The organism is Ruania zhangjianzhongii, assembly GCF_008000995.1.
Classification (GTDB): domain Bacteria; phylum Actinomycetota; class Actinomycetes; order Actinomycetales; family Beutenbergiaceae; genus Ruania; species Ruania zhangjianzhongii.
The window spans coordinates 1,039,953-1,061,791 of record NZ_CP042828.1 but is presented as its reverse complement, the minus strand read 5'-3'; the positions used below and the strand labels follow the sequence as shown (position 1 = coordinate 1,061,791).

General features: G+C 70.8%; 22 protein-coding genes. 10 read left to right on the top strand and 12 right to left on the bottom strand.

All coding sequences use genetic code 11. The features are described 5' to 3' along the window. Positions 1-15 precede the first annotated feature (15 nt). From FU260_RS04880 to FU260_RS04860, 5 genes are all read left to right on the top strand, one after another. On the top strand, positions 16-2,394 hold the full coding sequence (locus FU260_RS04880; RefSeq protein ID WP_168211653.1) for a glycoside hydrolase family 43 protein: 2,379 nt from the start codon (positions 16-18) through the stop codon (positions 2,392-2,394). Positions 2,395-2,482: 88 nt separating this feature from the next. Beyond that, the gene (locus FU260_RS04875) at positions 2,483-4,291 is read left to right on the top strand and encodes a glycoside hydrolase family 2 protein (protein ID WP_147916036.1); all 1,809 of its coding nucleotides are present in this window, start codon (positions 2,483-2,485) and stop codon (positions 4,289-4,291) included. A 203-nt stretch (positions 4,292-4,494) separates the two neighbouring features. Then, positions 4,495-5,505 (top strand): glycoside hydrolase family 43 protein, encoded by a 1,011-nt coding sequence (locus tag FU260_RS04870; RefSeq protein ID WP_147916035.1) that lies wholly within the window; start codon positions 4,495-4,497, stop codon positions 5,503-5,505. A 108-nt stretch (positions 5,506-5,613) separates the two neighbouring features. Beyond that, entirely contained in the window at positions 5,614-6,345 is a 732-nt protein-coding gene (locus FU260_RS04865; RefSeq protein WP_147916034.1) for a response regulator transcription factor, read from the top strand. After that, positions 6,332-7,855: a sensor histidine kinase gene (locus FU260_RS04860; RefSeq protein ID WP_235912425.1), complete on the top strand. Its 1,524-nt coding sequence runs from the start codon at positions 6,332-6,334 to the stop codon at positions 7,853-7,855. The genes FU260_RS04865 and FU260_RS04860 overlap by 14 nt, the downstream gene beginning before the upstream one ends. Here FU260_RS04860 and FU260_RS04855 read toward each other — a convergent pair. From FU260_RS04855 to FU260_RS04840, 4 genes are read right to left on the bottom strand one after another with little or no spacing between them, the layout of a single operon-like run. Then, complete coding sequence (locus tag FU260_RS04855; RefSeq protein ID WP_222847997.1) at positions 7,822-8,982, bottom strand: ABC transporter ATP-binding protein; 1,161 nt, start codon at positions 8,980-8,982, stop codon at positions 7,822-7,824. The genes FU260_RS04860 and FU260_RS04855 overlap by 34 nt on opposite strands. Before the next feature lie 13 nt (positions 8,983-8,995). Beyond that, a complete protein-coding gene (locus FU260_RS04850; RefSeq protein WP_413038354.1) occupies positions 8,996-9,856 on the bottom strand; it encodes an ABC transporter permease in 861 nt (286 codons plus the stop codon). After that, entirely contained in the window at positions 9,853-10,758 is a 906-nt protein-coding gene (gene modA, locus FU260_RS04845; protein ID WP_147916033.1) for a molybdate ABC transporter substrate-binding protein, read from the bottom strand. Before modA ends, FU260_RS04850 begins: the two co-directional genes overlap by 4 nt. Continuing rightward, a complete protein-coding gene (locus tag FU260_RS04840; RefSeq protein ID WP_147916032.1) occupies positions 10,755-11,141 on the bottom strand; it encodes a TOBE domain-containing protein in 387 nt (128 codons plus the stop codon). Before FU260_RS04840 ends, modA begins: the two co-directional genes overlap by 4 nt. Positions 11,142-11,385: 244 nt before the next feature. Here FU260_RS04840 and FU260_RS04835 point away from each other — a divergent pair, with 244 nt between their 5' ends. The 4 genes from FU260_RS04835 to moaC all read left to right on the top strand — a co-directional run bounded on the left by FU260_RS04835 (position 11,386) and on the right by moaC (position 15,217). Then, the gene (locus tag FU260_RS04835) at positions 11,386-12,156 is read left to right on the top strand and encodes an SDR family NAD(P)-dependent oxidoreductase (protein ID WP_147916031.1); all 771 of its coding nucleotides are present in this window, start codon (positions 11,386-11,388) and stop codon (positions 12,154-12,156) included. A gap of 87 nt (positions 12,157-12,243) precedes the next feature. Further along, a complete protein-coding gene (locus FU260_RS04830; protein WP_147916030.1) occupies positions 12,244-13,500 on the top strand; it encodes a ThiF family adenylyltransferase in 1,257 nt (418 codons plus the stop codon). Beyond that, positions 13,497-14,744 carry a molybdopterin molybdotransferase MoeA gene (locus tag FU260_RS04825; RefSeq protein ID WP_147916029.1) on the top strand — a complete coding sequence of 416 codons (1,248 nt, stop codon included), beginning with the start codon at positions 13,497-13,499 and terminating at the stop codon, positions 14,742-14,744. The genes FU260_RS04830 and FU260_RS04825 overlap by 4 nt, the downstream gene beginning before the upstream one ends. Continuing rightward, positions 14,744-15,217, top strand: coding sequence for a cyclic pyranopterin monophosphate synthase MoaC (moaC, locus tag FU260_RS04820; protein ID WP_147916028.1), 474 nt, complete (start codon positions 14,744-14,746; stop codon positions 15,215-15,217). The genes FU260_RS04825 and moaC overlap by 1 nt, the downstream gene beginning before the upstream one ends. Before the next feature lie 76 nt (positions 15,218-15,293). Here moaC and FU260_RS04815 read toward each other — a convergent pair whose 3' ends face one another. Genes FU260_RS04815 through FU260_RS04805 form a run of 3 tightly spaced genes read right to left on the bottom strand, consistent with a single transcriptional unit; the run spans position 15,294 to position 17,739 of the window. Next, entirely contained in the window at positions 15,294-15,764 is a 471-nt protein-coding gene (locus FU260_RS04815; protein ID WP_147916027.1) for an SRPBCC family protein, read from the bottom strand. After that, positions 15,761-16,282 carry an RNA polymerase sigma factor gene (locus FU260_RS04810; protein WP_147916026.1) on the bottom strand — a complete coding sequence of 174 codons (522 nt, stop codon included), beginning with the start codon at positions 16,280-16,282 and terminating at the stop codon, positions 15,761-15,763. Before FU260_RS04810 ends, FU260_RS04815 begins: the two co-directional genes overlap by 4 nt. Beyond that, complete coding sequence (locus FU260_RS04805) at positions 16,279-17,739, bottom strand: alpha/beta fold hydrolase (protein ID WP_168211652.1); 1,461 nt, start codon at positions 17,737-17,739, stop codon at positions 16,279-16,281. Before FU260_RS04805 ends, FU260_RS04810 begins: the two co-directional genes overlap by 4 nt. 161 nt (positions 17,740-17,900) lie before the next feature. On the opposite strand from FU260_RS04805, the gene FU260_RS04800 reads away from it, so the two are divergent. Next, a complete protein-coding gene (locus tag FU260_RS04800; protein WP_147916024.1) occupies positions 17,901-18,137 on the top strand; it encodes a MoaD/ThiS family protein in 237 nt (78 codons plus the stop codon). Positions 18,138-18,305: 168 nt separating this feature from the next. Here the strand turns inward: FU260_RS04800 and FU260_RS04795 are convergent, their stop codons facing one another. The 5 genes from FU260_RS04795 to FU260_RS04775 form a co-directional block, all read right to left on the bottom strand. Beyond that, positions 18,306-19,091, bottom strand: coding sequence for an inositol monophosphatase family protein (locus FU260_RS04795; protein WP_147916023.1), 786 nt, complete (start codon positions 19,089-19,091; stop codon positions 18,306-18,308). A gap of 27 nt (positions 19,092-19,118) precedes the next feature. Continuing rightward, positions 19,119-19,613 (bottom strand): hypothetical protein, encoded by a 495-nt coding sequence (locus FU260_RS04790; protein WP_147916022.1) that lies wholly within the window; start codon positions 19,611-19,613, stop codon positions 19,119-19,121. Positions 19,614-19,711: 98 nt separating this feature from the next. Next, positions 19,712-20,728: a GTP 3',8-cyclase MoaA gene (moaA, locus tag FU260_RS04785; RefSeq protein WP_147916021.1), complete on the bottom strand. Its 1,017-nt coding sequence runs from the start codon at positions 20,726-20,728 to the stop codon at positions 19,712-19,714. A gap of 178 nt (positions 20,729-20,906) precedes the next feature. Beyond that, positions 20,907-21,332 carry a molybdenum cofactor biosynthesis protein MoaE gene (locus tag FU260_RS04780; protein WP_147916020.1) on the bottom strand — a complete coding sequence of 142 codons (426 nt, stop codon included), beginning with the start codon at positions 21,330-21,332 and terminating at the stop codon, positions 20,907-20,909. After that, complete coding sequence (locus FU260_RS04775; RefSeq protein WP_147916019.1) at positions 21,332-21,814, bottom strand: MogA/MoaB family molybdenum cofactor biosynthesis protein; 483 nt, start codon at positions 21,812-21,814, stop codon at positions 21,332-21,334. The genes FU260_RS04780 and FU260_RS04775 overlap by 1 nt, the downstream gene beginning before the upstream one ends. Between the last annotated feature and the right edge of the window lie 25 nt (positions 21,815-21,839).

Here is a 21,839-nt window from a genome sequence, read left to right as displayed (position 1 = left end):
CCTGAATGGAGAATGATGCGTAGCAGACATGTCCTGGGCGCGGCCCTCGCCGGTATCGGCGCCCTGACCTTGGGGGCGACGGTGCCCGCGTCGGCCGACTCCGGTGCAGCAACCGGCAGCGATGCCGGAGCTCAGCCGGCCCTCACCCAGCCGGCCAGCGCCGCGCAGGCAGATACCTGGCCAGCCGAACCGGTGGAGGTGACCAATCCGATCTCCGACGTCTTCTCCGACACCTACGCCGACCCGGCGGTGATCCGCGGCAAGGACGGCTACTGGTACCTGTACGCCACCAGCGACCCGCTCACCGAGGCACCCAGCAAGTTCGGCCTGATGCACGTGGCCCGCACCCAGGACTTCACCGAGTGGGAGTACCTGGGCGAGATCTTCGACGAGGACAACCGCCCGGAGTGGGCCACGGATTCCTCGATGTTCTGGGCGCCGGACATCCGCTACGTCGGCGGCGAGTACGTCATGTACTTCACCGTGACCGACACTGTGGCCGATCCCGGCGAGTGGAACTACGCCATCGGCGCGGCCACCTCCCCCACCCCGCACGGACCGTGGACGCCCACCGACGAAGCCGTCGTGGATCCCCGGCCGGACGGCAACGGGGGCTACTTCAACACGATCGACCCCGCGCTGCTCACCGATGATGACGGCAGCCGGTACCTCTACTACGGCGGATACAACGGCGGCATCTCGGTGACCGAGATGGACGAGACGGGCCTGCGGGCGGTCGGCGACCCGGTCCAGATCACCGTGGCCGACCGGTACGAGGGCGCCTACGTGGTCAAGCGGGACGGCTACTACTACCTCACCGCCTCGTCGGCCAACTGCTGCGCGGGGCCGGTGACCGGGTACAGCGTCTACGCCGGGCGCTCCACCTCCCCGACTGGACCGTTCGTGGACCACGAAGGCGTCTCGATGGCCGACTCCCGGGTGGGCGGCACCCAGGTGCTGGCGCAGAACGGTAACTCCATCATCGGCGTGGGCCACCACGCGTTCTTCTCCGACACCACCGGCCAGGACTGGATCCTCTACCACGGGATCGAACGCGATGACGCCTGGCTCGATGCCCCCGGCGGCGTCAACGAGCGGCCCACCTTCATCGACCGCCTCGACTGGATCGACGAGTGGCCGGTGGTCGCGGCCGGGGCTGGCCCCACCGAAGGCTCCCTGACCGGGCCCACCACTGGCTCCGACCAGGGCATCGTGATGGCCGATCCGGCGGCGAGCGAGTCGCTGCGCACGGTCTCCGGCAGCTGGGACTCCGAACCCGAGGAGCTGAACGAGGCCGGAAACGTGGGCCTACTGGCACCTGATGAGGACCCGGCCCGGGTGGAGACCCAGCGGCCGATCCCGCGCGAGGCGCGGATCGAGTCCGATGTCCGCTTCCCCAGCGGGGAGGGAACCTTCACCGTGGACCTGAGCAGGGCAGGACCGCACAACCTCGGCGTGGAGATCGACACCGACGCCGGCGAGCTGCGCGCATGGGTGGACAGCCCTCGGCACGGCGACAGTGCCGTCACGGACCTGCCGGCCACGTTCGACCCGGAGGCATTCACCGGTCTGATCGTCGAGATCCGCGAGGGCAGCGTGTCCGCACGACTGACCGAGAGTCGCCTGGGTGACCCGCTGGCGCAGGTGCAGCTGGAGGTCACCGGCGCGATGCCGCGGCAACACCTGGCGATGACCGCTACCGGCAGCGCCGTTCAGGTGGACAACCTGAGCGTGGCCCCGGCCCACGAGCCGGTCGCCGAAGCCGTGCCGACACCGCAGGCCGGCGAAGCGCTATTCACCGAAGAGTTCGACGGCGATCTGGCGCCCGGATGGCAGTGGGTGCGCCCGCAGGAGGATGTCACCGTCAGCGACGGCGCGCTGAACTGGCCGCTCGCCGGTGCGGACATCGTCGGCTCGAACAACACCGGTGCCCTGCTGCTGCGGGACGCACCGGAGGGCGAGTGGATCATGGACACCGAGCTGACCCTGGACGTCGGTGAGGACGAGATCCGCAACTTCCAGCAGGCCGGTCTGATCGTGCACAGCGATGACGACGACTTCCTCCGGCTGGGCACAGTGGCACTCCAGGCGACCCGCCAGGTGGAGTTCGGTAAGGAGCTGAGCACCGGCGACCGGTTGGACTGGGGCGCTCACCTGGGCGGCCCGACCGCGACCACCATGTGGCTGCGACTGCACCACACGGTCGATCCGGACACCGGCGATCTGCTCTACCGCAGCGCCAGCTCCACCGACGGTGAGAACTGGCGTTGGGGAGCGACCTGGACCCTGCCGGCCGACGCCGATCCTCAGGTCGGTCTCTACGCCGGCGGGGGCAGCGAGCCCGCCACCGTGGCGGAGTTCGAGTCGGTCTCCTTCCACACGGTGGATGACTGAGCAGCCATCAGTTCCGCAACCACAGCGCCTCCGGTGCCGGCGCGAGCCGGCACCGGAGGCACCCCTTGATCCACAAAGAGAGTGAGCTATGCCCGAATCTTGTCCACGCCCGGAGTATCCGCGTCCGCAGATGGTGCGTTCGGAGTGGTTGAACTTGAATGGTTGGTGGGACTTCGAGGTCGATCAGGGTGATTCGGGTCTGGAGCGGGGCCTGGTCGAGGCGCCGTTGACTCGGAGCATCCTGGTGCCGTTCGCTCCGGAGTCGCAGGCTTCCGGGATCGGGGAGACCGACTTCCTGCAGGCGGTCTGGTACCGGCGGGAGATCTCGGTGCCCGAGCACTGGGCGGGGCAGCGGGTGCTGCTGCACTTCGGCGCGGTCGATCATGACACCACGGTGTGGGTGGACGGCACCGAAGTGACCCGCCACCGCGGCGGGTTCTCCCCGTTCACCGCCGACATCACCGACGCCCTCACCGATGGCCGCGGCACCATCACCGTGCGGGCCCGGGACCTGCGTGAAGAGGTCCAGGCCCGCGGGAAGCAGGCGACCTGGTATTCGAACACGCACTGCCAGTACACCCGCACCACCGGAATCTGGCAGACCGTCTGGGCCGAACCGGTCCCACCCGTGCACCTCAAGCGCCCGCGGATCACCCCCGATGTCGGCGGCGAGTGTTTCCGCATCCAGGCACCGGTCAGCGCCAACCGGGCCGGGTACCGCCTGCGCGCCACCCTGAGCGCGAACGGGATCGAGCTCACGACGGCGCAGGTCCGGGCGGATCTAGACCTGGCCCCCGCCCTACAGCTCACCATTCCGGTCGAGAGCGTGCGCCTGTGGTCCCCGACCGACCCACACCTGTACGACCTCCGCATCGAACTGCTGGACGAGACAGACCAGGTGATGGACGCCGTCGAGAGCTATGCCGGGCTGCGTTCGGTGAGCATCGACGGCCAACACCTACTACTGAACGGCAAACCGGTGTTCCAGCGCCTGGTCCTGGACCAGGGCTACTGGCCCGAATCCTTGATGACGGCCCCGAGCGATGAGGCGCTGGTCCGCGACATCGAACTCGGCATCGCGGCCGGGTTCAACGGCGCCCGAATCCACCAGAAAGTCGCCGAGGAACGCTACCTCTACCACGCCGCCCGCCTGGGCTACCTCCTCTGGGGCGAGTTCGGCGACTGGGGCGTGAGCGGACAAGGAACCCGCGGACACAACCAGCAACCCACCGCCTCCTTCACCACCCAATGGCTGGAAGTCCTCGAACGCGACTACAACCAACCCGCGATCATCGGCTGGTGCCCCCTGAACGAGACCCACCAAGTCATCCACGACCGCATCACCGTCCTGGACGACATCACCCGCGGCATGTTCCTCGCCACCAAAGCCGCCGACACCACCCGACCAGTCATCGACGCCTCCGGCTACTCCCACCGCGTCGCCGAAACCGACGTCTATGACTCCCACTCCTACGAACAAGACCCCACGGCCTTCGCCGCCGAACAAGCCGGCCTCGCCCACGGCCACCCGCAGCGCAACAAACCCGCCGACGGCGAATTCTCCCTGCCCTACGCCGGCCAACCCTTCTTCGTCTCCGAATACGGCGGCATCTGGTGGAACGCCGAACTCGCCGCCGCCCACGCCAGCGGCGAACAACGCGACGCCTCCTGGGGCTACGGCCAACGCGTAGCCACCGAAGAAGAGTTCCACCAACGCTTCACCGGCCTCACCGCAGTACTACTCAACAACCCCCACATGTTCGGCTACTGCTACACCCAACTCACCGACACCTTCCAAGAACAAAACGGCATCTACCACTTCGACCGCACCCAGAAGCTCGACACCACCCGCATCCGCGACGCCCAACAACAACCCGCCGCCTACGAACAGCACTAACCCGCCCACAACCGCGTCGGAACACCCTCGGCGCACTCGAACCACCCCGTAGACAGGTTCGAATGCGCTCAGGGCGTTCCAACGGGGGAAGGAGGAGGACGGCGGGGTTCCTCACCGCTCAGATGAGCACGTCGACCGATGGGGCGGGGCATCGGGAGAAAGTGAGGAGCGCACGCTTCGAGCCGAGGTCCACGGAAGGACAGATGAGACGCTTCCCCCTCACCGCGGTCGCCCTCGTGCTCGGCCCGGCGCTCCTGCTGGCCGGCTGCGGTCCGGACCAGACCACCCCGGACGCCGAGGACGCGACGTCCTACACCAATCCCGTGTACGACCAGGACTTCCCGGACCCGTTCGTGCTGGAGGCGGACGGGCAGTGGTACGCCTACTCCACCCAAGCGACCGCGGGCGCGATGCCAATCCTCCGCTCGGATGACCTCATCTCGTGGACGACGGTCGGAAACGGTATGCCTGAGCTCGCCCCTTGGGCCAGCGTCGGCCGGAACTGGGCTCCCGAAGTGGCGAAGATCGGCGACCGCTACCTCGCCTACTACACCGCGATGGACGGCGAGTCCGGGCTCCAGTGCCTCGGCATCGCCGCCGCCGAGTCCCCCGAGGGCCCCTTCATCGACGAGGCGGAGGAGCCGTTCATCTGCCAGGAGGACCAGGGCGGATCGATCGACGCATCTCCGTTCATCGATGCCGACGGCACCCCGTACCTGCTCTGGAAGAACGACGGCAACCTGATCGGCTCTACCACGTGGGTCTACGCCCAGGAGCTGTCCCCGGACGGGATGTCCCTGGTGGGTGAGGGCCCGACCCGACTGATCTCCAACGACCAGGACTGGGAGGGCGTCCTTGTGGAGGGGCCGTCCCTGTGGCTCAAGGACGGGAAGTACTACCTGTTCTACTCGGCGAACGGCTACGGCTCACCCGAGTACGGCGTGGGGTACGCGGTCGCCGAGGACGTCCTGGGCCCCTACACCAAACCTGCCGACGAACCTTTGCTGGCCTCGAACGACGTAGCCGTCGGCCCCGGCCACGGCATGGTCGTCGAGACCGAGACCGGCACCTGGTACGTCCACCACGCGTGGCCACCCGATGCCGTCGACGAGCCGGTGCCCGGCCGGCAGCTGTGGCTCACCCCGCTGACCTGGACCGATGAGGGCGAGCCGGTGCTGGCGGAGCCATCCCTAGAGGTCGACACCCACCCCTGAGCGGAGCATGGGGCGAACCCAAGCGCGCGAACCACACCCCGACGACAGGACGGGATACGCCCAGCCCGCTCCCAGGAAACTTTCAGCCAGTGCGCGCACACTGGAGCGATGAACTCATCTGAGGCTGCCCAGAAGGCGCCGGAGGCGCACCTGCTGGTCGTCGACGACGAACCGAACATCCGCGAGCTGCTGTCCGCCTCGCTGCGGTTCGCCGGCTTCGACGTGACCGTGGCGGCCGACGGCAACGAGGCACTGCGCCAGGTAGCGGCGAGTACCCCGGACCTGATCGTGCTGGACGTGATGATGCCGGATATGGACGGTTTCACCGTGACCCGCCGGCTGCGGGACAAGGGCGTACGTGTCCCGGTGCTGTTCCTCACCGCCAAGGACGAGACGGCGGACAAGATCGCCGGTCTGACCGTGGGCGGGGACGACTACGTCACCAAACCGTTCAGCCTGGACGAGGTGATCGCACGGATTCGGGCGATCCTGCGCCGGGCGGCCGCCACCGCGGCGATGACCGAGGACTCGCTGCTGCGGGTCGGTGACCTGGAGATGGACGAGGACGCGCACGAGGTGCGCCGCGGGGGCGCCGAGATCGAACTGTCCCCCACCGAGTTCACCCTGCTGCGCTACCTGATGCTGAACTCCGGTCGAGTGCTCTCCAAAGCGCAGATCCTGGACCATGTGTGGGCCTACAACTGGGGCGGCGACGGCGCGATCGTGGAGTCCTACATCTCCTATCTGCGCCGCAAGGTGGACACCCCATTCACCCCGGACTCGCCGCCGCTGATCCACACCAAGCGCGGGGTGGGATACGTCCTTCGTGAACAGCAGTAGCCCGGCGGCCAAGGAGCGCGCGATGGACCGGATGCCGCTGCGCGTCCGGCTGGTGCTCATCCTGTCCGCGCTGCTGGTGCTCGCGCTGGCGGTGACGGCCGTGGTCACCCTGACCCTGCTGAAGCGGTCCCTGATCAACCAGGTGGACGACAACCTGGACAACGCGGTGCAGCTGCTCGAGGCGCGCGGGTCCTGGCCGGCCAATGCGCCGACCAACGATCAGCCGACCACCTTCTACATGCGGGTGATGTCCGCGGACGGATCGGCCTACTTGGACGCACCCGCCACTACCGGCACCGATGCGGTGCCGGATATTCCACCGATCACCTACGACGAGATGCTGCAGGTGGCCGGAGACGTGCGCACTGTCGGCTCGGTGGAGGGCGCTACCGAGTGGCGGATGGTGATGGTGCGTGGGGTGGACGAGTTCGGCACCCCGGTCTCGGTGGCGATCGCCCTTCCGCTGGATGCCGTGAACAGCACGCTCGCGCAGATGCAGCTGTTCATCATGCTGGTGGGACTGGGGATGGTGCTGCTGGCCGGGGTCACCGGGTACGCGGCGGTGCACCGGTCGCTGCGCGGGCTGCGCGCGATCGAGGACACGGCCGCCGAGGTGGTCACCTACGGCGACCTGACCCGGCGCGCTCCGGTGGCACCGGACTCCACCGAGGTGGGCCGGCTGGGATCGTCGTTCAATGCGATGGTGGCGAACCTGGAGACCGCGTTCGCCGCCCAGGCGGCCTCCGAGGCGCGCATGCGCCGGTTCGTCGCCGACGCCTCGCACGAGCTGCGCACCCCACTGGCCTCGATCCGCGGCTACGGCGAGCTGTACCGGATGGGTGCGGTACCGGACGAGCAGCTGCCGGCCACGTTCTCCCGGATCGAGTCCGAGGCGATCCGGATGGGCACTCTGGTCAACGACCTGCTCGCGCTCGCCCGCCTGGACGAGGGTCAGGGGCTACGGCTCGCGCCGGTAGACCTGCGGGCGGTCGCCGCCGACGCGGTCGGGGACCTGCGCGCCCTGGACTCCGACCGTCCCACCGAGCTGCTCGCCCCGGAAGAGGTGTGGGTCACCGCCGACGGGGACCGGATCCGGCAGGTGGTGACCAACCTGATCGGGAACATCGTGCAGCACACTCCGGCGGGTACCGCAGTGGAGGTCGCCGTTGCCGCTCAGGGTGGGTGGGCCCGGATCGAGGTACGCGACCACGGCCCTGGCGTCCCCGAGGAGGAGGCGGCCCGGATCTTCGAGCGGTTCTACCGGCCGGATACTTCCCGCGCCCGCACCTCCGGCGGCGCCGGCCTGGGTCTGGCGATCGTCGCGACGATCCTCGCCGCGCACGGCGGTGCTGTGGAGCATCACCCCACTCCCGGAGGCGGCACGACGATCGTGGTGTACCTGCCGCAGGGTCAGCCTGGCGGGCAGGCCGGCGGGCAGGGGCAGCCTGGCGGGCAGGATCAGCCGAGCACGCAGGGTCAGCCCGGGGCTGCGGACGATCCGTCGTCCTGATCGGCGGCAGCACCGGCGCGGATATCCCGCGGGTCCACCCGCAACCACACCTGCGCACCGGCACGTAGCCAGGCCGGGTCCACCCGGGCGGCCGGAACGTCCGCGACCAGCTCGGGTGAGCCGGACAGCCGAAGCCGCACACCGCCGTCGGCCGGTTCCACCCAGCGCACCGTGGTGCGCGCCACGTTCGGCTCGCCCGGGCGCTCCGCGTGGATCTCGACGGCGGACGGCCGGATCCGTAGGACACACGCCTGGCCGCGGCCCATCCTGGCAGGAGAGCCGTCTGCGCCGGGATCGGCGAGCTGCCACTCGCCCAGCGAGGTGCGGACCCGGCGGTCGGCCAGGAGCTCACCGGGCAGCAGGTTCACCCCGGCGAGGGTGGCTGCGAACGGGGTCCGCGGGGCGCCGAGCACGTCGGCGACCGGCCCCTGCTCGGCTACCCGGCCCTCGTGCAGCACGGCGATCCGGTCGGCGAGCACCACGGCGTCGAGCACGTCGTGGGAGACGATCACCGTGGTGGTACCGCTGGCGCGGACCTGCTCGGCGAGGAGCTGGCGGACCTGCGGGGCGGTCTGCACATCCAGCGCCGCCAGCGGTTCGTCCAGCAGCAGCACATCCGGCTCAGCGGCGAGCGCGCGGGCGATCGCTACCCGTTGCTGCTGGCCACCAGAGAGGCGCCCGGGCCGGTGCCGGGCGTGCGCGCTCATCCCTACCTGCTCCAGCCAGTGCTGAGCGCGCTCCCGCGCCGGCCTGGGCCGCTGCCCGGTGCTGCGCGGTCCGAAGGCCACGTTCTCCAGTGCGCTCAGGTGCGGGAACAGAGCCGGATCCTGGGAGAGTAGCCCGACCCGGCGGTCCCGCGGCGGCAGGAGGGTGCCGGCGCTGGCGTCGGTGAGGCTGCGTTCGCCGAGGGTGACTGTGCCTCGTTCCGGGCGGAGCAGCCCGGCGATCACGTGCAGCAGCGTCGACTTACCGGAGCCGTTCGGGCCGACCACGGCGAGCACCAGGCCGGCCGGGACGTCGACGGCGACGTCGAGGTGGAAGTCGCCCTGCCGCAGGGCTACCTGGGCGTGCAGGTCGGCAGGTGCGGTCGTGGCCGCATCCCGCGCCATGGCGTCCGGCGCGCTCACTGCGTCGACCCCGTCACCAGGCCACCCGCCGGCGCCAGTCCCGCAGGCCGATCAGGATCACCAACGCCACCACCACCAGCAGCACTGCGAGCGCGAGCGCGGCGTCCCGGCCCACCCCGGCGCCGTTGAACGCGGTGTAGATCGCCATCGGCACCGTCTGCGTCGCCCCGGGCCGGTTCCCAGCGACCATCGCGGTAGCACCGAACTCGCCGACCGCGCGGGCGAAGGCGAGCACGGTCCCGGCGGTCAGCCCCGGCAGCACCAGCGGGAGGGTGACCCGGCGCAGGACCGTCCAGCTACCGGCGCCGAGGGTAGCGGCCACCTGCTCGTACCGGCTTCCGGCCGTGCGCAACGAACCTTCGAGGGAGAGCACCAGGAACGGCATCGCCACGAAGGTCTGCGCGAGCACCACAGCGGCCGAGGTGAACGGCACGCTGATCCCGAACACCTGCAGCGCCTGCCCGAGCCAACCGTTCCGGCCGAACAGGTACAGCAGCGCCATCCCGCCCACCAGCGGTGGCAGCACCAGCGGCAGGGTGACCAGGGTGCGCAGTACCGCGGCCAGGCCTTCCGGGGCCCGGGAGAGCAGCAGCGCCAGCGGTATCCCGAGGACCAGGCAGCAGATCACCGCGACTGCTCCGGTGCGCAGCGAGAGCCCGAGGGCGAACACTGCCTCCGGCGAGGTGATGGCAGCCGGGAAGGTCGACCACTCCACCCGGGGGAACAGTGCCGCCAGCGGCAGCACCAGGGTGGCGACCGCGAGCACGGCGACGGCGATCACCCACGCGGGAAGCCGGCCGCGCACCTGGGCGCGCCGGGAGGGCCGGGCGAGTCCCGCCGTCGACCGTTCGGAGGTGCGCACCCCGGTGGTCACTGCGCCTCCGGCACTCCGAAGCCGTACCCGACCAGCACGTGCATCCCGTCCTCGGACATCACCAGATCCACGAGCTCCTGGCCGAGCACGGAGTCCTGCAGCGCCACGATCGGATACTCGTTGACCACCTCGGCGGCCTCGCCCGGGACCACAGCCTCCAGCTCGTTCTCCCGGGAGGTGACGTCGGTGGCGTAGACCAGCGCCGCATCCACCTCCCCGGAGACCACCCGCTCCGCCGCAGCGGTGACGTTCTGCTCCAGGCTGACCGGCTCTCCCCCGAACCCGGCGAGGTCGAACAGCTCGGTGGCGGCCGCACCGCAGGGCACTTCCGGGGCGCAGGTCACGAAGGTCGCCTCGTCCAGGTCCGCCAGGGACGTGATCCCCAGCGGGTTTCCTTCGGGTACGGCGATCACCAGGGTGTTCGTGGCGAACAGGGTCGGTTCCAGATTCTGATCGGGGAAGGCGGCGACCAGGTCCTCCATCGTGGAGGTGTTGGCCGTGGCGAGCACGTCGGCCTGGGCGCCCTCGGTGAGCTGGGTGACCAGGGTGGAGGACCCGTCGTAGACAGCGGGCTCGATCCTCACGTCCGGGTGGTCCTCGGCGAACATCTCCAGCAGGTCCTCCATCGGCTCGGTCAACGAGGCGGCGGCGAACACGGTCAGGGTCTGGTCTCCCCCACCTTCGCCTGCCGTGTCCGAGGGCTCCGGATCGCCGGAAGTTCCCGCATCACCGGAGTCGCCGGAGCTGCAGGCGGCAGTCAGCGCGAGGATCGCGGCAGCGGCGAGCCAGGTGGCGGCGGCGCGGCGCGCGGGCGATGCGGCGGCGCGACGCGCGGGCGATGCGGCGGAGCCGGACCGGTTGTTTGCGTAGCGGCGGCGCGCGGGGGAACGGCGGGTGCTCATCGGGCATCCACGATCACGGTGGTGGCCTTCACCACGGCGCTCGCGCGGTCCCCGACCTCCAGGCCGAGGTCGCGGACCGCCTCGGCGGACATCAGCGACACCACGCGGTAAGGCCCGCACTGCAGGTCCACCTGAGCCATCACCGCATCGGCGGTGATCGCAGTGACCAGCCCGGTAAACCGGTTCCGGGCACTGCTGCCGCTGCCCACGTGCGGGGACTCGGCCCGCTCCTGGGCCCAGCGGGCGAGCGCCTCGCCGGGGACCACCAACCGGCCGGCCTCATCACGCGCACCGGGCAGGGAGCCGGCGTCCACCTGGCGGCGCACCGTGTCCGGGCTGACACCGAGGAGCTCAGCCGCTTCACTGATCCGATACTGCGACATGATCGCCATCATACAGGCGCGTCTGCACGTTCGATCCGCATATGGTGGCGCACACGCGCCCCACCGACTGCACCCATCCGACCGACTACCATCCCCTGCGCAGACACTCGTCTGAGTACCTCCTGGACATCGGAGTACCAAAGTTTCGGTACTCCGATGTCCAGGAGGTACTCAGTTGGTCGTGCCGCCGAGGTAGCGAACCCGAGACAGCACATAGCCGGCGGACCCGCGTTAGCGTGGTGAGATGCAGATCACCTCCGGCACTGTGGCCCTGATCTCCGGCGGCGCCTCCGGCCTGGGCGAAGCCACGGCGAGACGCGTGATCGCGGCGGGTGGCGCCGTCGTGCTCCTCGACCTGCCTTCCTCCCCCGGTGCGGACCTGGCCGCCGAGCTCGGCGAGCGTGCCCGGTTCGCCCCGGGCGACGTTCGCGACGACGAGGCGGTGGGCTCCGCCGTCGAGCTGGCCCGAGACCTGGGCGAGCTGCGCGTGGCAGTCTCCTGCGCGGGGGTGGCCACCCCGGGCCGGATCCTCGGCAAGCGCGGCCTGCTCCCGCTGGAGGACTACCGGCGGGTGGTGGAGATCAACCTGGTCGGCACGTTCAACCTGCTCCGGCTGGCCGCCGAGGCGATGGCCGGCAACGAAGCCGCCAAGGAGGACGCCGACCGCGGTGTGGTGGTGCTGACCGCCTCGGTGGCGGCGTTCGAAGGACAGGTCGGCCAGGCCGCCTACGCCTCGTCCAAGGGCGGCGTCGCCTCGCTCACGCTGACCGCGGCGCGCGACCTGGCGCAGTACGGCATCCGGGTCGCCGGAATCGCACCGGGCATCTTCGGCACCCCGATGATGGCGGGCCTGGGCGAGGAGGTGCAGTCCGGGCTGGAGGCACTGGTCCCGCACCCGCCCCGGCTTGGCCGCCCGGAGGAGTACGCCGCGCTGGTCGAGCACATCGTGACCAACCCGTACCTGAACGGCGACGTGATTCGCCTGGACGGCGGGCTGCGGATGCCGCCTCGCTGAGCCAGCGCCGCCTGAGGCCCCGGTCGGCGCGCTGAGCCGGAGCCGCCCCGCACCCCAGTCGGTGCCCGCGCGGGCTACCGTGGGACCATGGCTCTCCCTCCGCTGGTCGAACCCGGACCGCCGCTGAACCGCGTCGAGACGGAGCGGTTCGCCCGGCACCTGTTCCTGCCCCAGCTCGGCGAGATCGGGCAGCGGCGGCTGCGCGCGGCGAAGGTGGCGGTGATCGGTGTCGGCGGTCTCGGCTCGCCGGCCCTGCTGTACCTGGCCGGCGCGGGCGTAGCCACCCTCGGGCTCTTCGACGACGACGTGGTGGAGCGCTCGAACCTGCACCGGCAGGTGATCCACACCGTCGACGACATCGGCCGCCCGAAAGTGGACTCCGGCGCCGAGCACCTGCTCGCGCTCAGCCCGGACCTGACCGTCCACCGGCACCACGTCCGCCTGGACACCGAGACCGCCACCGAGCTACTCACCGGCTACGACCTGGTGCTGGACGGCACCGACAACTTCGCCACCCGCTACCTGGTCAACGACGCCTGCGCCGAGCTCGGCATCCCACTGGTGTGGGCATCGATCTTCCGCACCGACGCCCAGATCTCGGTGTTCTGGTCCCGACCGCCGGCCGGTGAGCAGCCGCGCACGCTGCGCGACCTGTTCCCGCACCAGCCACCGGAGGGGTCGGTCCCCTCCTGCGCCGAGGGCGGCGTGCTCGGCGCGATGTGTGGGCAGGTCGGCGCGATCATGGCGAACGAGGCGATCAAGCTGATCGCCGGGATCGGGGATCCACTGTTCGGCCGGGTGCTGGTGCTGGACACCCTCGCCGCCAGCGGGCGCGAGATCCCGTTGCGGCCACGCACGACGGCGCCACCCGGGTCGGTCTCGGCGCCCACCTCGCCCTCCGGTACAGCGGCGAGTACCGCTGCCGACGGCGGGGCCTCGCCTGGAGAGGGTCCGCTGCCGCCGCCCTCGGGCTCGCCGGCGCCGCTGCCGGCACCGAACGGCAGTCTGCCGCCGCCGCCGCCGGCGGACGAACCGTTCGAGCGGATCAGCGCCGCCGAGCTGGAGGAGCGCCTGCAGGACCGGCGCTACGGCCGGGACGACTTCATCCTGATGGACGTGCGCGAACCGGCGGAGTACACCCAGCGCTCCATCCCGGGCGCCCGGCTGGTGCCGCTCGCCCAGGCGCTCACCCAGTCCGGCCGGGCCGGACTGGACCACCAGGTGCCGGTGGTCGTGTACTGCGCGACCGGGCCGCGCGCGGAACGGGCCGCCCGGGACCTGACTACCGCGGGCTTCGCCACCACCGTGCTCACCGGGGGCATGACCGCCTGGCAGCAGCTGTGAGCGCCGACCGGCGCAGTGTCGCCGAGCACCAGGCAGCGCTCGCTGCGCTCACCAGGCCGCTGCCGGCGCGCACGCTGGGGCTGGCCGAGGCCGGCGGGTGCGTGCTCGCCGCCGACGTCACCAGCCGCACCCCGATCCCCCTGTTCGACAACTCCGCGATGGACGGGTACGCCGTCCATGCCGCAGACCTGAGCGGGGCGAGCCCGGCCCGCCCGGTAACCCTGCCCGTGGTGGCCGACCTGCCCGCCGGCGCCACCGAGGCCCCGGCGATCGGGCCCGGAAGCGTCGCCCGGATCATGACCGGCGCACCGATGCCGGACGGACCGGACGCCATCGTGCCGGTGGAGGACACCGATGCCGGCACCGAGCAGGTGCGGATCACCGCGGAGCCCGCACCCGCGGCACACCTGCGCCGCCGGGGTGAAGATGTGGCAGCCGGGGATCTGGTGCTGCGCGCGGGCACGGTGCTGCACGCCCCTCAGCTCGCAGCCGCCGCGGCCTGCGGGCACGGCGAGCTGCTGGTGCACCCGCGACCCCGGGTGGCCGTGATCTCCACCGGCTCGGAGCTCGTGCCGGCCGGGGAACCATGTGCCTGGGGTCAGATCCCGGACTCCAACTCCCATCTGCTCGCTCAGGCGGTGCGCGAGGCCGGTGGTGCGGCGACCCGGCTCGGCGCGGTGCCCGACGACGCCGACGCCTTCGCTGCCACGTTGCGCCAGGTGTCCGGCGAGGTAGACCTGATCATCTGCTCCGGTGGGGTCAGCGTGGGCGCCTATGACGTGGTCAAGGAGGTGCTCGCGCCGCTGGCGACGATGTGGTTCGGTCCGGTGGCGATGCAGCCCGGTAAGCCGCAAGGGCTGGGCCGCCTGCCCAAGGGGCCGGTGGTGGTGGCGCTGCCGGGGAACCCGGTGAGCGTGCACGTCTCCTTCGAAGTGTTCGTCCGCCCGGCGCTGGCCCGGATGGCTGGCCAGGACGACGGCGGAGCCCACCTTGAGGAGGCGACGGTCGCCGTCGGGTGGCGCTCGCCTTCCGGACGGGAGCAGTACATCCCGGTCGTGGTGGACCCGGCCAACGACCGGGGCGGGCTGCCCGCAGTGCGCCCGGTGACACCGCGGGGATCCGGCTCACACCTGGTGGCCAGCCTCGCCGGTGCGCAGGCACTCGCCCGGGTGCCGGCCGAGGTTGACCAGGTGGCTGCCGGCGAGACGGTACAGATTCTGCGGACCGAGAGGACCCCCGGCTGATGAGCAAGTTCACCCACCTGGACGAGGCCGGTCAGGCCCGGATGGTCGACGTCACCGAGAAGACCCCGACGGTGCGCTCGGCCACTGCCACCGGCCTGGTGCGCTGCGCCCCGCACGTGGTGGCGGCGCTGCGCGACGGTTCGGTACCCAAGGGGGATGTGCTCGCTGTGGCCCGGGTGGCGGGGATCGCCGGCGCGAAGCGCACTCCGGAGCTGCTGCCGCTGGCGCATGTGATCGGTGTGCACGGCGTGGTGCTGGACGCCGAGGTCACCGACGACGGGGTGGAGCTGACCGCGACCGCGCGCACCGCCGACCGCACCGGGGTGGAGATGGAGGCGCTGACCGCGGTCAGCGTGGCCGCGCTGAACGTGGTGGACATGGTCAAGGCGCTGGACAAGTCCACCTCGATCGAGTCGGTACGCCTGATCGCCAAGACCGGCGGCAAGTCCGGCGACTGGCACCGCGAGCCCTGACCCACCACCCGCCGAGCCCCAAGACCTGCCTTCCTCCGCGGGCAGGTGAGGTCGACGGGACCGGTGGTGTTGGTAGTCAGGACGAAGGGTTGTCCAGGAGCTGGGCGAGCGCGTCGAGGGAGCGCCTCGCTTCGTGGCGTACCCCGATCGGCACGATCCTCGCCCGCCCGGGAACCCGGACACCACCGGTCAGCGCTACCCGAGTGCCGCCAGAGCTGTGCGGTGTGGCGGCCATCGCGATGATGAGGAACCTGCTCTGCAGCCAGCACCAGCCGGGTCGCTCGATGCCGACCAGCAGTGCGCGCATTCCGCGGCGGCTGCTGGCGAGCAGCCGCACCCGGTCGCCGTCCCGGGACAGGACCTGCACCCGCCGCATGTCCGGCTGGACCTGGGTGAAGCCGCCCGGGAAGTCGGTCAGGGTGGACCACACCGAGTCGAACTCGGCGGCGACGACACGTTCGGTCACCGCCGCCCCGGGGACTCCGGCGGCGACTGTGTGCAGACGCTGCACCGGATCGAGGCTCGTGCTGGGCCAGTGGGGGTTCATGAGGTCCACGCTTTCCTGAAGGCTGCCCTCGCTCGGTGCAGCCGCGATTTCACGGTCCCGGGCGGCACCTCGAGGTAGCCCGCTGCAGTTGCTTCGTCCATGCCGTGCAGATCCCGGAGCACGAGGACGGCGCGGTGCTCCGGTCGGAGCCGGTGAAGGACGTCCCGCACATCGGTGGCGAGCTCGGGATCTCCTGGCTTGGGCACCGCGTCGAGGCCGGTCGGGTCGACGGCCAGCGCCCGGCCCGTTCCCCCCGCGTGCCGCAGCGCCTCCCGGACGGCGATGGTCCGGACCCAGGCGTACAACGTCACCGGCTCCCGCAGCGTGGGCAGTCGGCGCAGCACGATCATCAACGCCTCCTGCGCAGCATCCGCACCCGCGTCGAGCGCGATCGCGCCGCAGATCCGCCCGACATACGGCTCGAGCAGGTCGAGCAGCTCGACCAGAGCAAGCGTGTCACCGCCCTGCACGGCACGGACCAGATCCGCGCCGCGCTGGATCGGAAGGTCGAGGGTCACGGCAAGAATTCCACCATCTGGGTGGAGATCCGACCAGGGCAATCCAACGGCAGGCCGTGCCCGCAGTCGTCGAACACCCGCACGGTGGCGTTCGGCAGCAACTGCCCGAACACCGCCGCCCGATCGACTGGCAGCACGGAGTCTTGGCCGCCCCAGAGGACCAGGGTCGGCTGCTCGGTTGTGGCAAGTCCGGCCTCGACCGTGCTCCAGTCGAGCCGGGCTTGCAGCTCATACATCGAGCGCACGTTATCCGGGCGGGTCTGCGCCGCGAAGAATCCCTCCGCCAGCTCGTCCGTGATCCGGTCGTCGTGGACGAACAAGCTCTCCAGACTGGAATCGGCGGTCGCTCGGCTGCTCGCACCGAGCCTCGTCAGAGCGCGCCCGATGACTGGCAGCTTCAGCATCTCCCAGCTGGTCGGGTCGGGCCGATCCAGCCCGGAGGGTGCCAGCAGCATCAGACGGGAGACCCGCTCGGGGTGTTGCTGGGCGAAGGACAGCGCCCAGCCCCCGCTCCACGAGCTGCCGGCCAGTGCCGTCCGCTCGAGGCCGACGGCGTCCAGAAAGGTCTGCACAGCAGAGGTCATTCCAGGCAGGTCGAAGCGGAACTCCTCATCGTGCAGGTCGGTGAACCCCTGCCCGGGCAGGTCCACCGCGTAGACCGTGTGGTCGGCGGCCAGCGCGCGGATCTGCGGAAGCCAGGAGGAGATCCAGGCGGCGCCCGGGGAGAGCAGCACGACCGGTGACCCTTGGCCGTGCTGGACGTAGTGGAAGCGGGCCAGCTCGGTGTCGACATACTGCGACTGGAGCCCGCCGAGACCGTGGACCGGCGCGTAGTCCTCCACGACCCGCGGGGTGAGCCCATAGGCGCCGTACACCAGCAGGGCAACCAGTACGACGGGCAGCGCGAGGGCCCACGTCCGCACGGCGACTGTGCGACGCCAGCCGGTAGCGCGGGCCGGGCGGAGCAGCCGGAAGCCGGCGATGGCCATCGCCAGGCACAGCGGCGTGTAGGCGAGCAGGTTGATCCAGTAGAAGCCGTCGGGCAGGTGACCGGTGGCGGGGATAGCCCAGAGCACACCCAGCAGCCCTCGGGTCAGCACTCCGGCAGTGACCGCTGCGGTGCCGAGCTGCCACAACAGCCCGAGCCGGTGGCCGCGCCCGAGCAGAGCCCGGGCGGCCACCAGGCCGGCGCCCACGCTGACCAGCACGGCCAGCGGAATCAGCAGACCGGGCCGGAAGTCGACACCGAAGCCGAGCACCGCGACCGAGAGGGAGAACTCGTCCGGTGCCGGCCAGACAGCCCCGGTCGCCCAGTACAGGTGCAGGGCCGCATCGACCAGCAGGACCGCGGCCATGCCGAGGCCGAGGCGACGCTCCCGTCGGTCGGAGGTTGGGGTGCTGACGCGCGGACGGTTGCCGATCGTGGGCCGGCCCGCGGCTCGGGTGAGGGTGCTCATACCCACAAGAGGGACCGTCGCGCCGATCGGTTCCATCGAGTTCGTGAACTTGCGACGAGGACCGGCCCGACGCGCACCACGCGCCCGCGAGCGCCCATCCTCTGGCAGACTCGAGAGCAGAGATCCGGGCCCGCCCGCCGGGCCCCGTCGAAGGAGGAGTCGTGACCGAAGTTCGGTACTTCGCGGCTGCCGCGGAGGCGGCTGGGCGCCAGGGTGAGTCCTTGGCCGCCGGGACCATCGGTGAGCTGCGTGCCCTGATGGTGGACCGGCACGGGGAGCAGCTGGAGCGGGTGCTGACCACCTGCTCGCTGCTCGTGGACGGGGTGGCCGCCGAGCCGGACACCACCCTGGGCGCCACCGATGTGGTGGACGTGCTGCCGCCGTTCGCCGGCGGCTGAGCCCAGATTCGCTGAATCGATCCACACGTCACCGGTCGCACTCGCTCGTGCTCTCGGGTAGCTACTCACCGAGTTCGGTCACGACCGCCTCGGGCCGGGCCCGGTCAGGAGCGCGGCCGGTGGGGTGACGGGGCTGTCGGTGGGTGGCCTCCGCTGAGGCCACCCCGCTCAAAGGCCGAGTGCTGCGGCGACCGGGCCGCGGACCTGCTCGAAGAGTTCCTCGGTGGCAGCGGTCAACAGCCACTCCTGACGCTGCCGCGAGTCGTACTCGCTGCCGTCCAACCGGCCGGTACGCCCGCCGAGCTCGGCCACCATCAGCGCACCGGGCACGTGGTCCCAGGGCCAGTCCTTGCGGAACAGCATGTAGTCGACGCCACCGGTGATCACCTGGGGGTAGTCCACGCCGGCGCACCACCAGGAGTCGGTGACCTCGGCGAACGGTCCCGGGGCCAGGCCGTGCAGATCGGTCGAACTCGCCCCGCGAATCTCTGCCGGCTCGCTCGCGCGCGGCAGGGCGGAGAGCTGCTCCCCGTTGCGAGACACCCCGGCACCGGCTTCGGCCACGAACGCGACCTGGTGCTCCGGCTGCCAGATCCAGCCGCGCAGAGCCCGTCCGTCCCGCAGCTCGGAGACCATCACCGCGTGGTCCGGTGAGCCATTGACGAAGTTCTTGGTGCCATCCACCGGGTCGATCGTGAACGCGTGCTCGGCGCCGGCGAACGCGGTGAGCAGCCCGGCCTGGGTCTGGGTCGCCTCCTCACCGAGGATGAGTGCGTCCGGGTAGTGCTCGCGCAGCCGTGCGGTGATGGCGATCTCGGACTCGCGGTCGGCCACGGTGACCAGGTCCCCGGGTGCCTTCTCCATCACCTCGTGCTCGGCCAGCGCCCGGAACCGCGGGGTGATGAACTCTGCGGCGGTTTCCTTGAGCAGATCGAGAATCGCGTCGGTGTCCATGGCCTCCAATCTGCCAGAGTTCGCCGGTCAGGCTCGAATCTGTCCATCGCCGGCACTCGTGGGTCCATCGCCGTTCACCAGCCAGTCACGGAGCAGCTCCGCCTTCTGCACCCGGCCCATCAGCCGGTAGGCGCGCTCCCAGTCCTGCGGGGCGGCAAGCATCATCTGGTTCCAGGAGCGCCAGGCCCGAGGCGGGATCGGCACCGCCTCGCCGCCGGAGCGGATCGCGAAGTCCACCAGGACGTCGATGTCGTGGTCGCCGGCGTCCACCTGGAACAAGGCTGCGGTGGCGAACTGGGGTGAGTCCCCGCTCCGGAGCACTGCCGGCAGGCCTCGGGCCGCCAGCACCTCGGCGACCTGATCGGCAGGAACGTCGGTGACCAGATCCCAGTCCCGCACCGTCCCCGTCAGCCCGAGCGCATACAGCAGGGCCGAACCGCCGAGGACCACCTGGCCGCGTGCGGCCAGTGCCGCGAAGAGCGCCTGGACAACCACCAGCGGCGGGTGCGGAGCCGGAGCCACCTACGCTCCGCCGTCGTGCAACACCCGAACGACCCCCACATCCGGGTGACCTGTCCGGTCCCCGGAGGCTCCGCCGTCGGGCATCGGAGCAGGCACGCTCATCCGCCGATGGCGCTCATCGGCCGGTCCGGCTGCAGGAACCCGGGATCGTTGATGCCGTGGCCGGGTAGCTTGCCGGCGATGCAGGTGTGCATCATCTCGGCCAGATCGTCATCGCTGCCGTCGGCACGCAGCACGGACAGCAGATCGGACTCCTCCCGGGCGAACAGGCAGTTGCGCAGCTGACCGTCGGCGGTGATCCGCACCCGGTCGCACGCTCCGCAGAACGGCTTCGAGACCGATCGGATGACGCCCACCGTGGAGGGCCCGCCGTCGATCCGGAACTGCTCGGCCGGAGCGGCGCCGCGCTCCCCCACCGGAGTCAGCTCGAACGCCTCCCCGAGCTGGGCGAGGATCTCCTCACCGGTGACCATCTTCACCCGGGACCAGATGTGCCCGGCATCCAGCGGCATCTGCTCGATGAACCGGATCTCGCAGCCCTTGTCCACGGCGAAGCGCACCAGGTCCACGAGCTCGTCGTCGTTCACGTCCCGCATCGCGACGGCGTTCAGCTTGATCGGTGCGAACCCGGCCTCGATGGCGGCGTCGATACCGTCCAGCACGTCCTGCAGCCGGTCCCGGCGGGTGAGCTCGGCGAACCGCTCGGCGCGGATGGTGTCCAGGCTGATGTTCACTCGCGCCAGGCCTGCTTCGGCCAGCGGGCCGGCGAGCTTGACCAGGCGCAGTGCGTTGGTGGTCATCGAGACCTCGAGCGGGCCGTCTTCGCCTTCGATCGCGGCCATCTGGCGCACCACGTCCACCGCGTCGCGGCGCAGCAGCGGTTCGCCGCCGGTGAGCCGGACCTCGACGATGCCCAGCGCGGCCGCCACCTCAGCCACCCGGACCAGCTCCTCGGTGGCCAGGATGTTCTCCCGAGCCAGCCAGGGCACCCCTTCGGCGGGCATGCAGTAGGTGCAGCGCAGGTTGCAGACGTCGGTCAGGGAGATGCGCAGGTCGCGGTGCACGCGCCCGAAGGAGTCCACCAGAGGGCGGGCGAGATGGCTGGAGACGGTCATGATGTCCTTCCTTTGCCGGCGACCGGCGCACGCGTCGCCCGGACAGCGGGCGCATGCCTCGGAATCCACTTCCAGCCTCGGAATTCAGGTGCAACTGGATTCCGAGGGTCTAAGTGGATTCCGATGGGGCTGGGTGCGGGGCTGGGTGCGGGTGCGGCGCGGTCGGCGCGGTGCGCGCTCATGCCGATCCCACCCAGGTGTGCGACCCGTCGGTCAGCACCTGCTTCTTCCACATCGGCAGCTCGGCCTTGATCCGCTCCACGAGCTGACGGCAGGCGTCGAACACATCAACCCGGTGCGCTGAGCCGGCGCAGACCACGATCGCCAGCCCGCCCACGGCCACGGTGCCGGTCCGGTGGCTGGCTGCCAACGTCACCTCCGGGTACCCGGCAGCGACCTCGGCAGCGATCCGGCCCAGGACCGCCTCGGCGTCCGGGTGGGCGACATACTCCAAGTGGGTGACGGTGCCGGCGGCGTCCGGGCTGTGGTCGCGCACTGTGCCGACAAAACTGGTCAGCGCGCCCTGTTCTGACCCGCTGACTGCGTCCAGGTGCTCGGCCAGATCGAGATCAGTAGCCGAGATCGAGGTGAGCGCGACGACCATCAGTGGTCACCGCCGTCGACCTGGGAGAGCACGTGCGGAATCAGCGGAAGGATGACCTCGACCGCGGTGCTCACCCCACCGAGCGACCCGGGGGCGTTCACCACGAACGCCCGCCCACAGGTGCCGGTCAGACCACGCCCGAGCGCGGAGGTGGGCACGCTGGCGACCTCTCGCCGGCGGATCTCCTCGGCCACCCCCGGCAGCACTCGGTCCAGCACGCGGCGGGTGCCCTCCGGGGTCAGGTCACGCGGGGCCACCCCGGTGCCGCCGCTGGTCAGCACCAGCCGGGCGCCGGAGGATACTGCGGCGGTGATCGCTTCGGCCACGGACAGCTCGCCGTCCGGGATCACCACCACTGGCCCCACGGCGTATCCAGCCTCGGTGAGGCGGCGTGCTGCCTCGGGTCCGGACCGGTCTTCCCGGTCTCCCCGGGCGCACCGGTCCGAGACCGTGATCACCGTCGCCTGCACCTGGTCCGCCATACCTCCAGACTAACTGCGGAAGGGT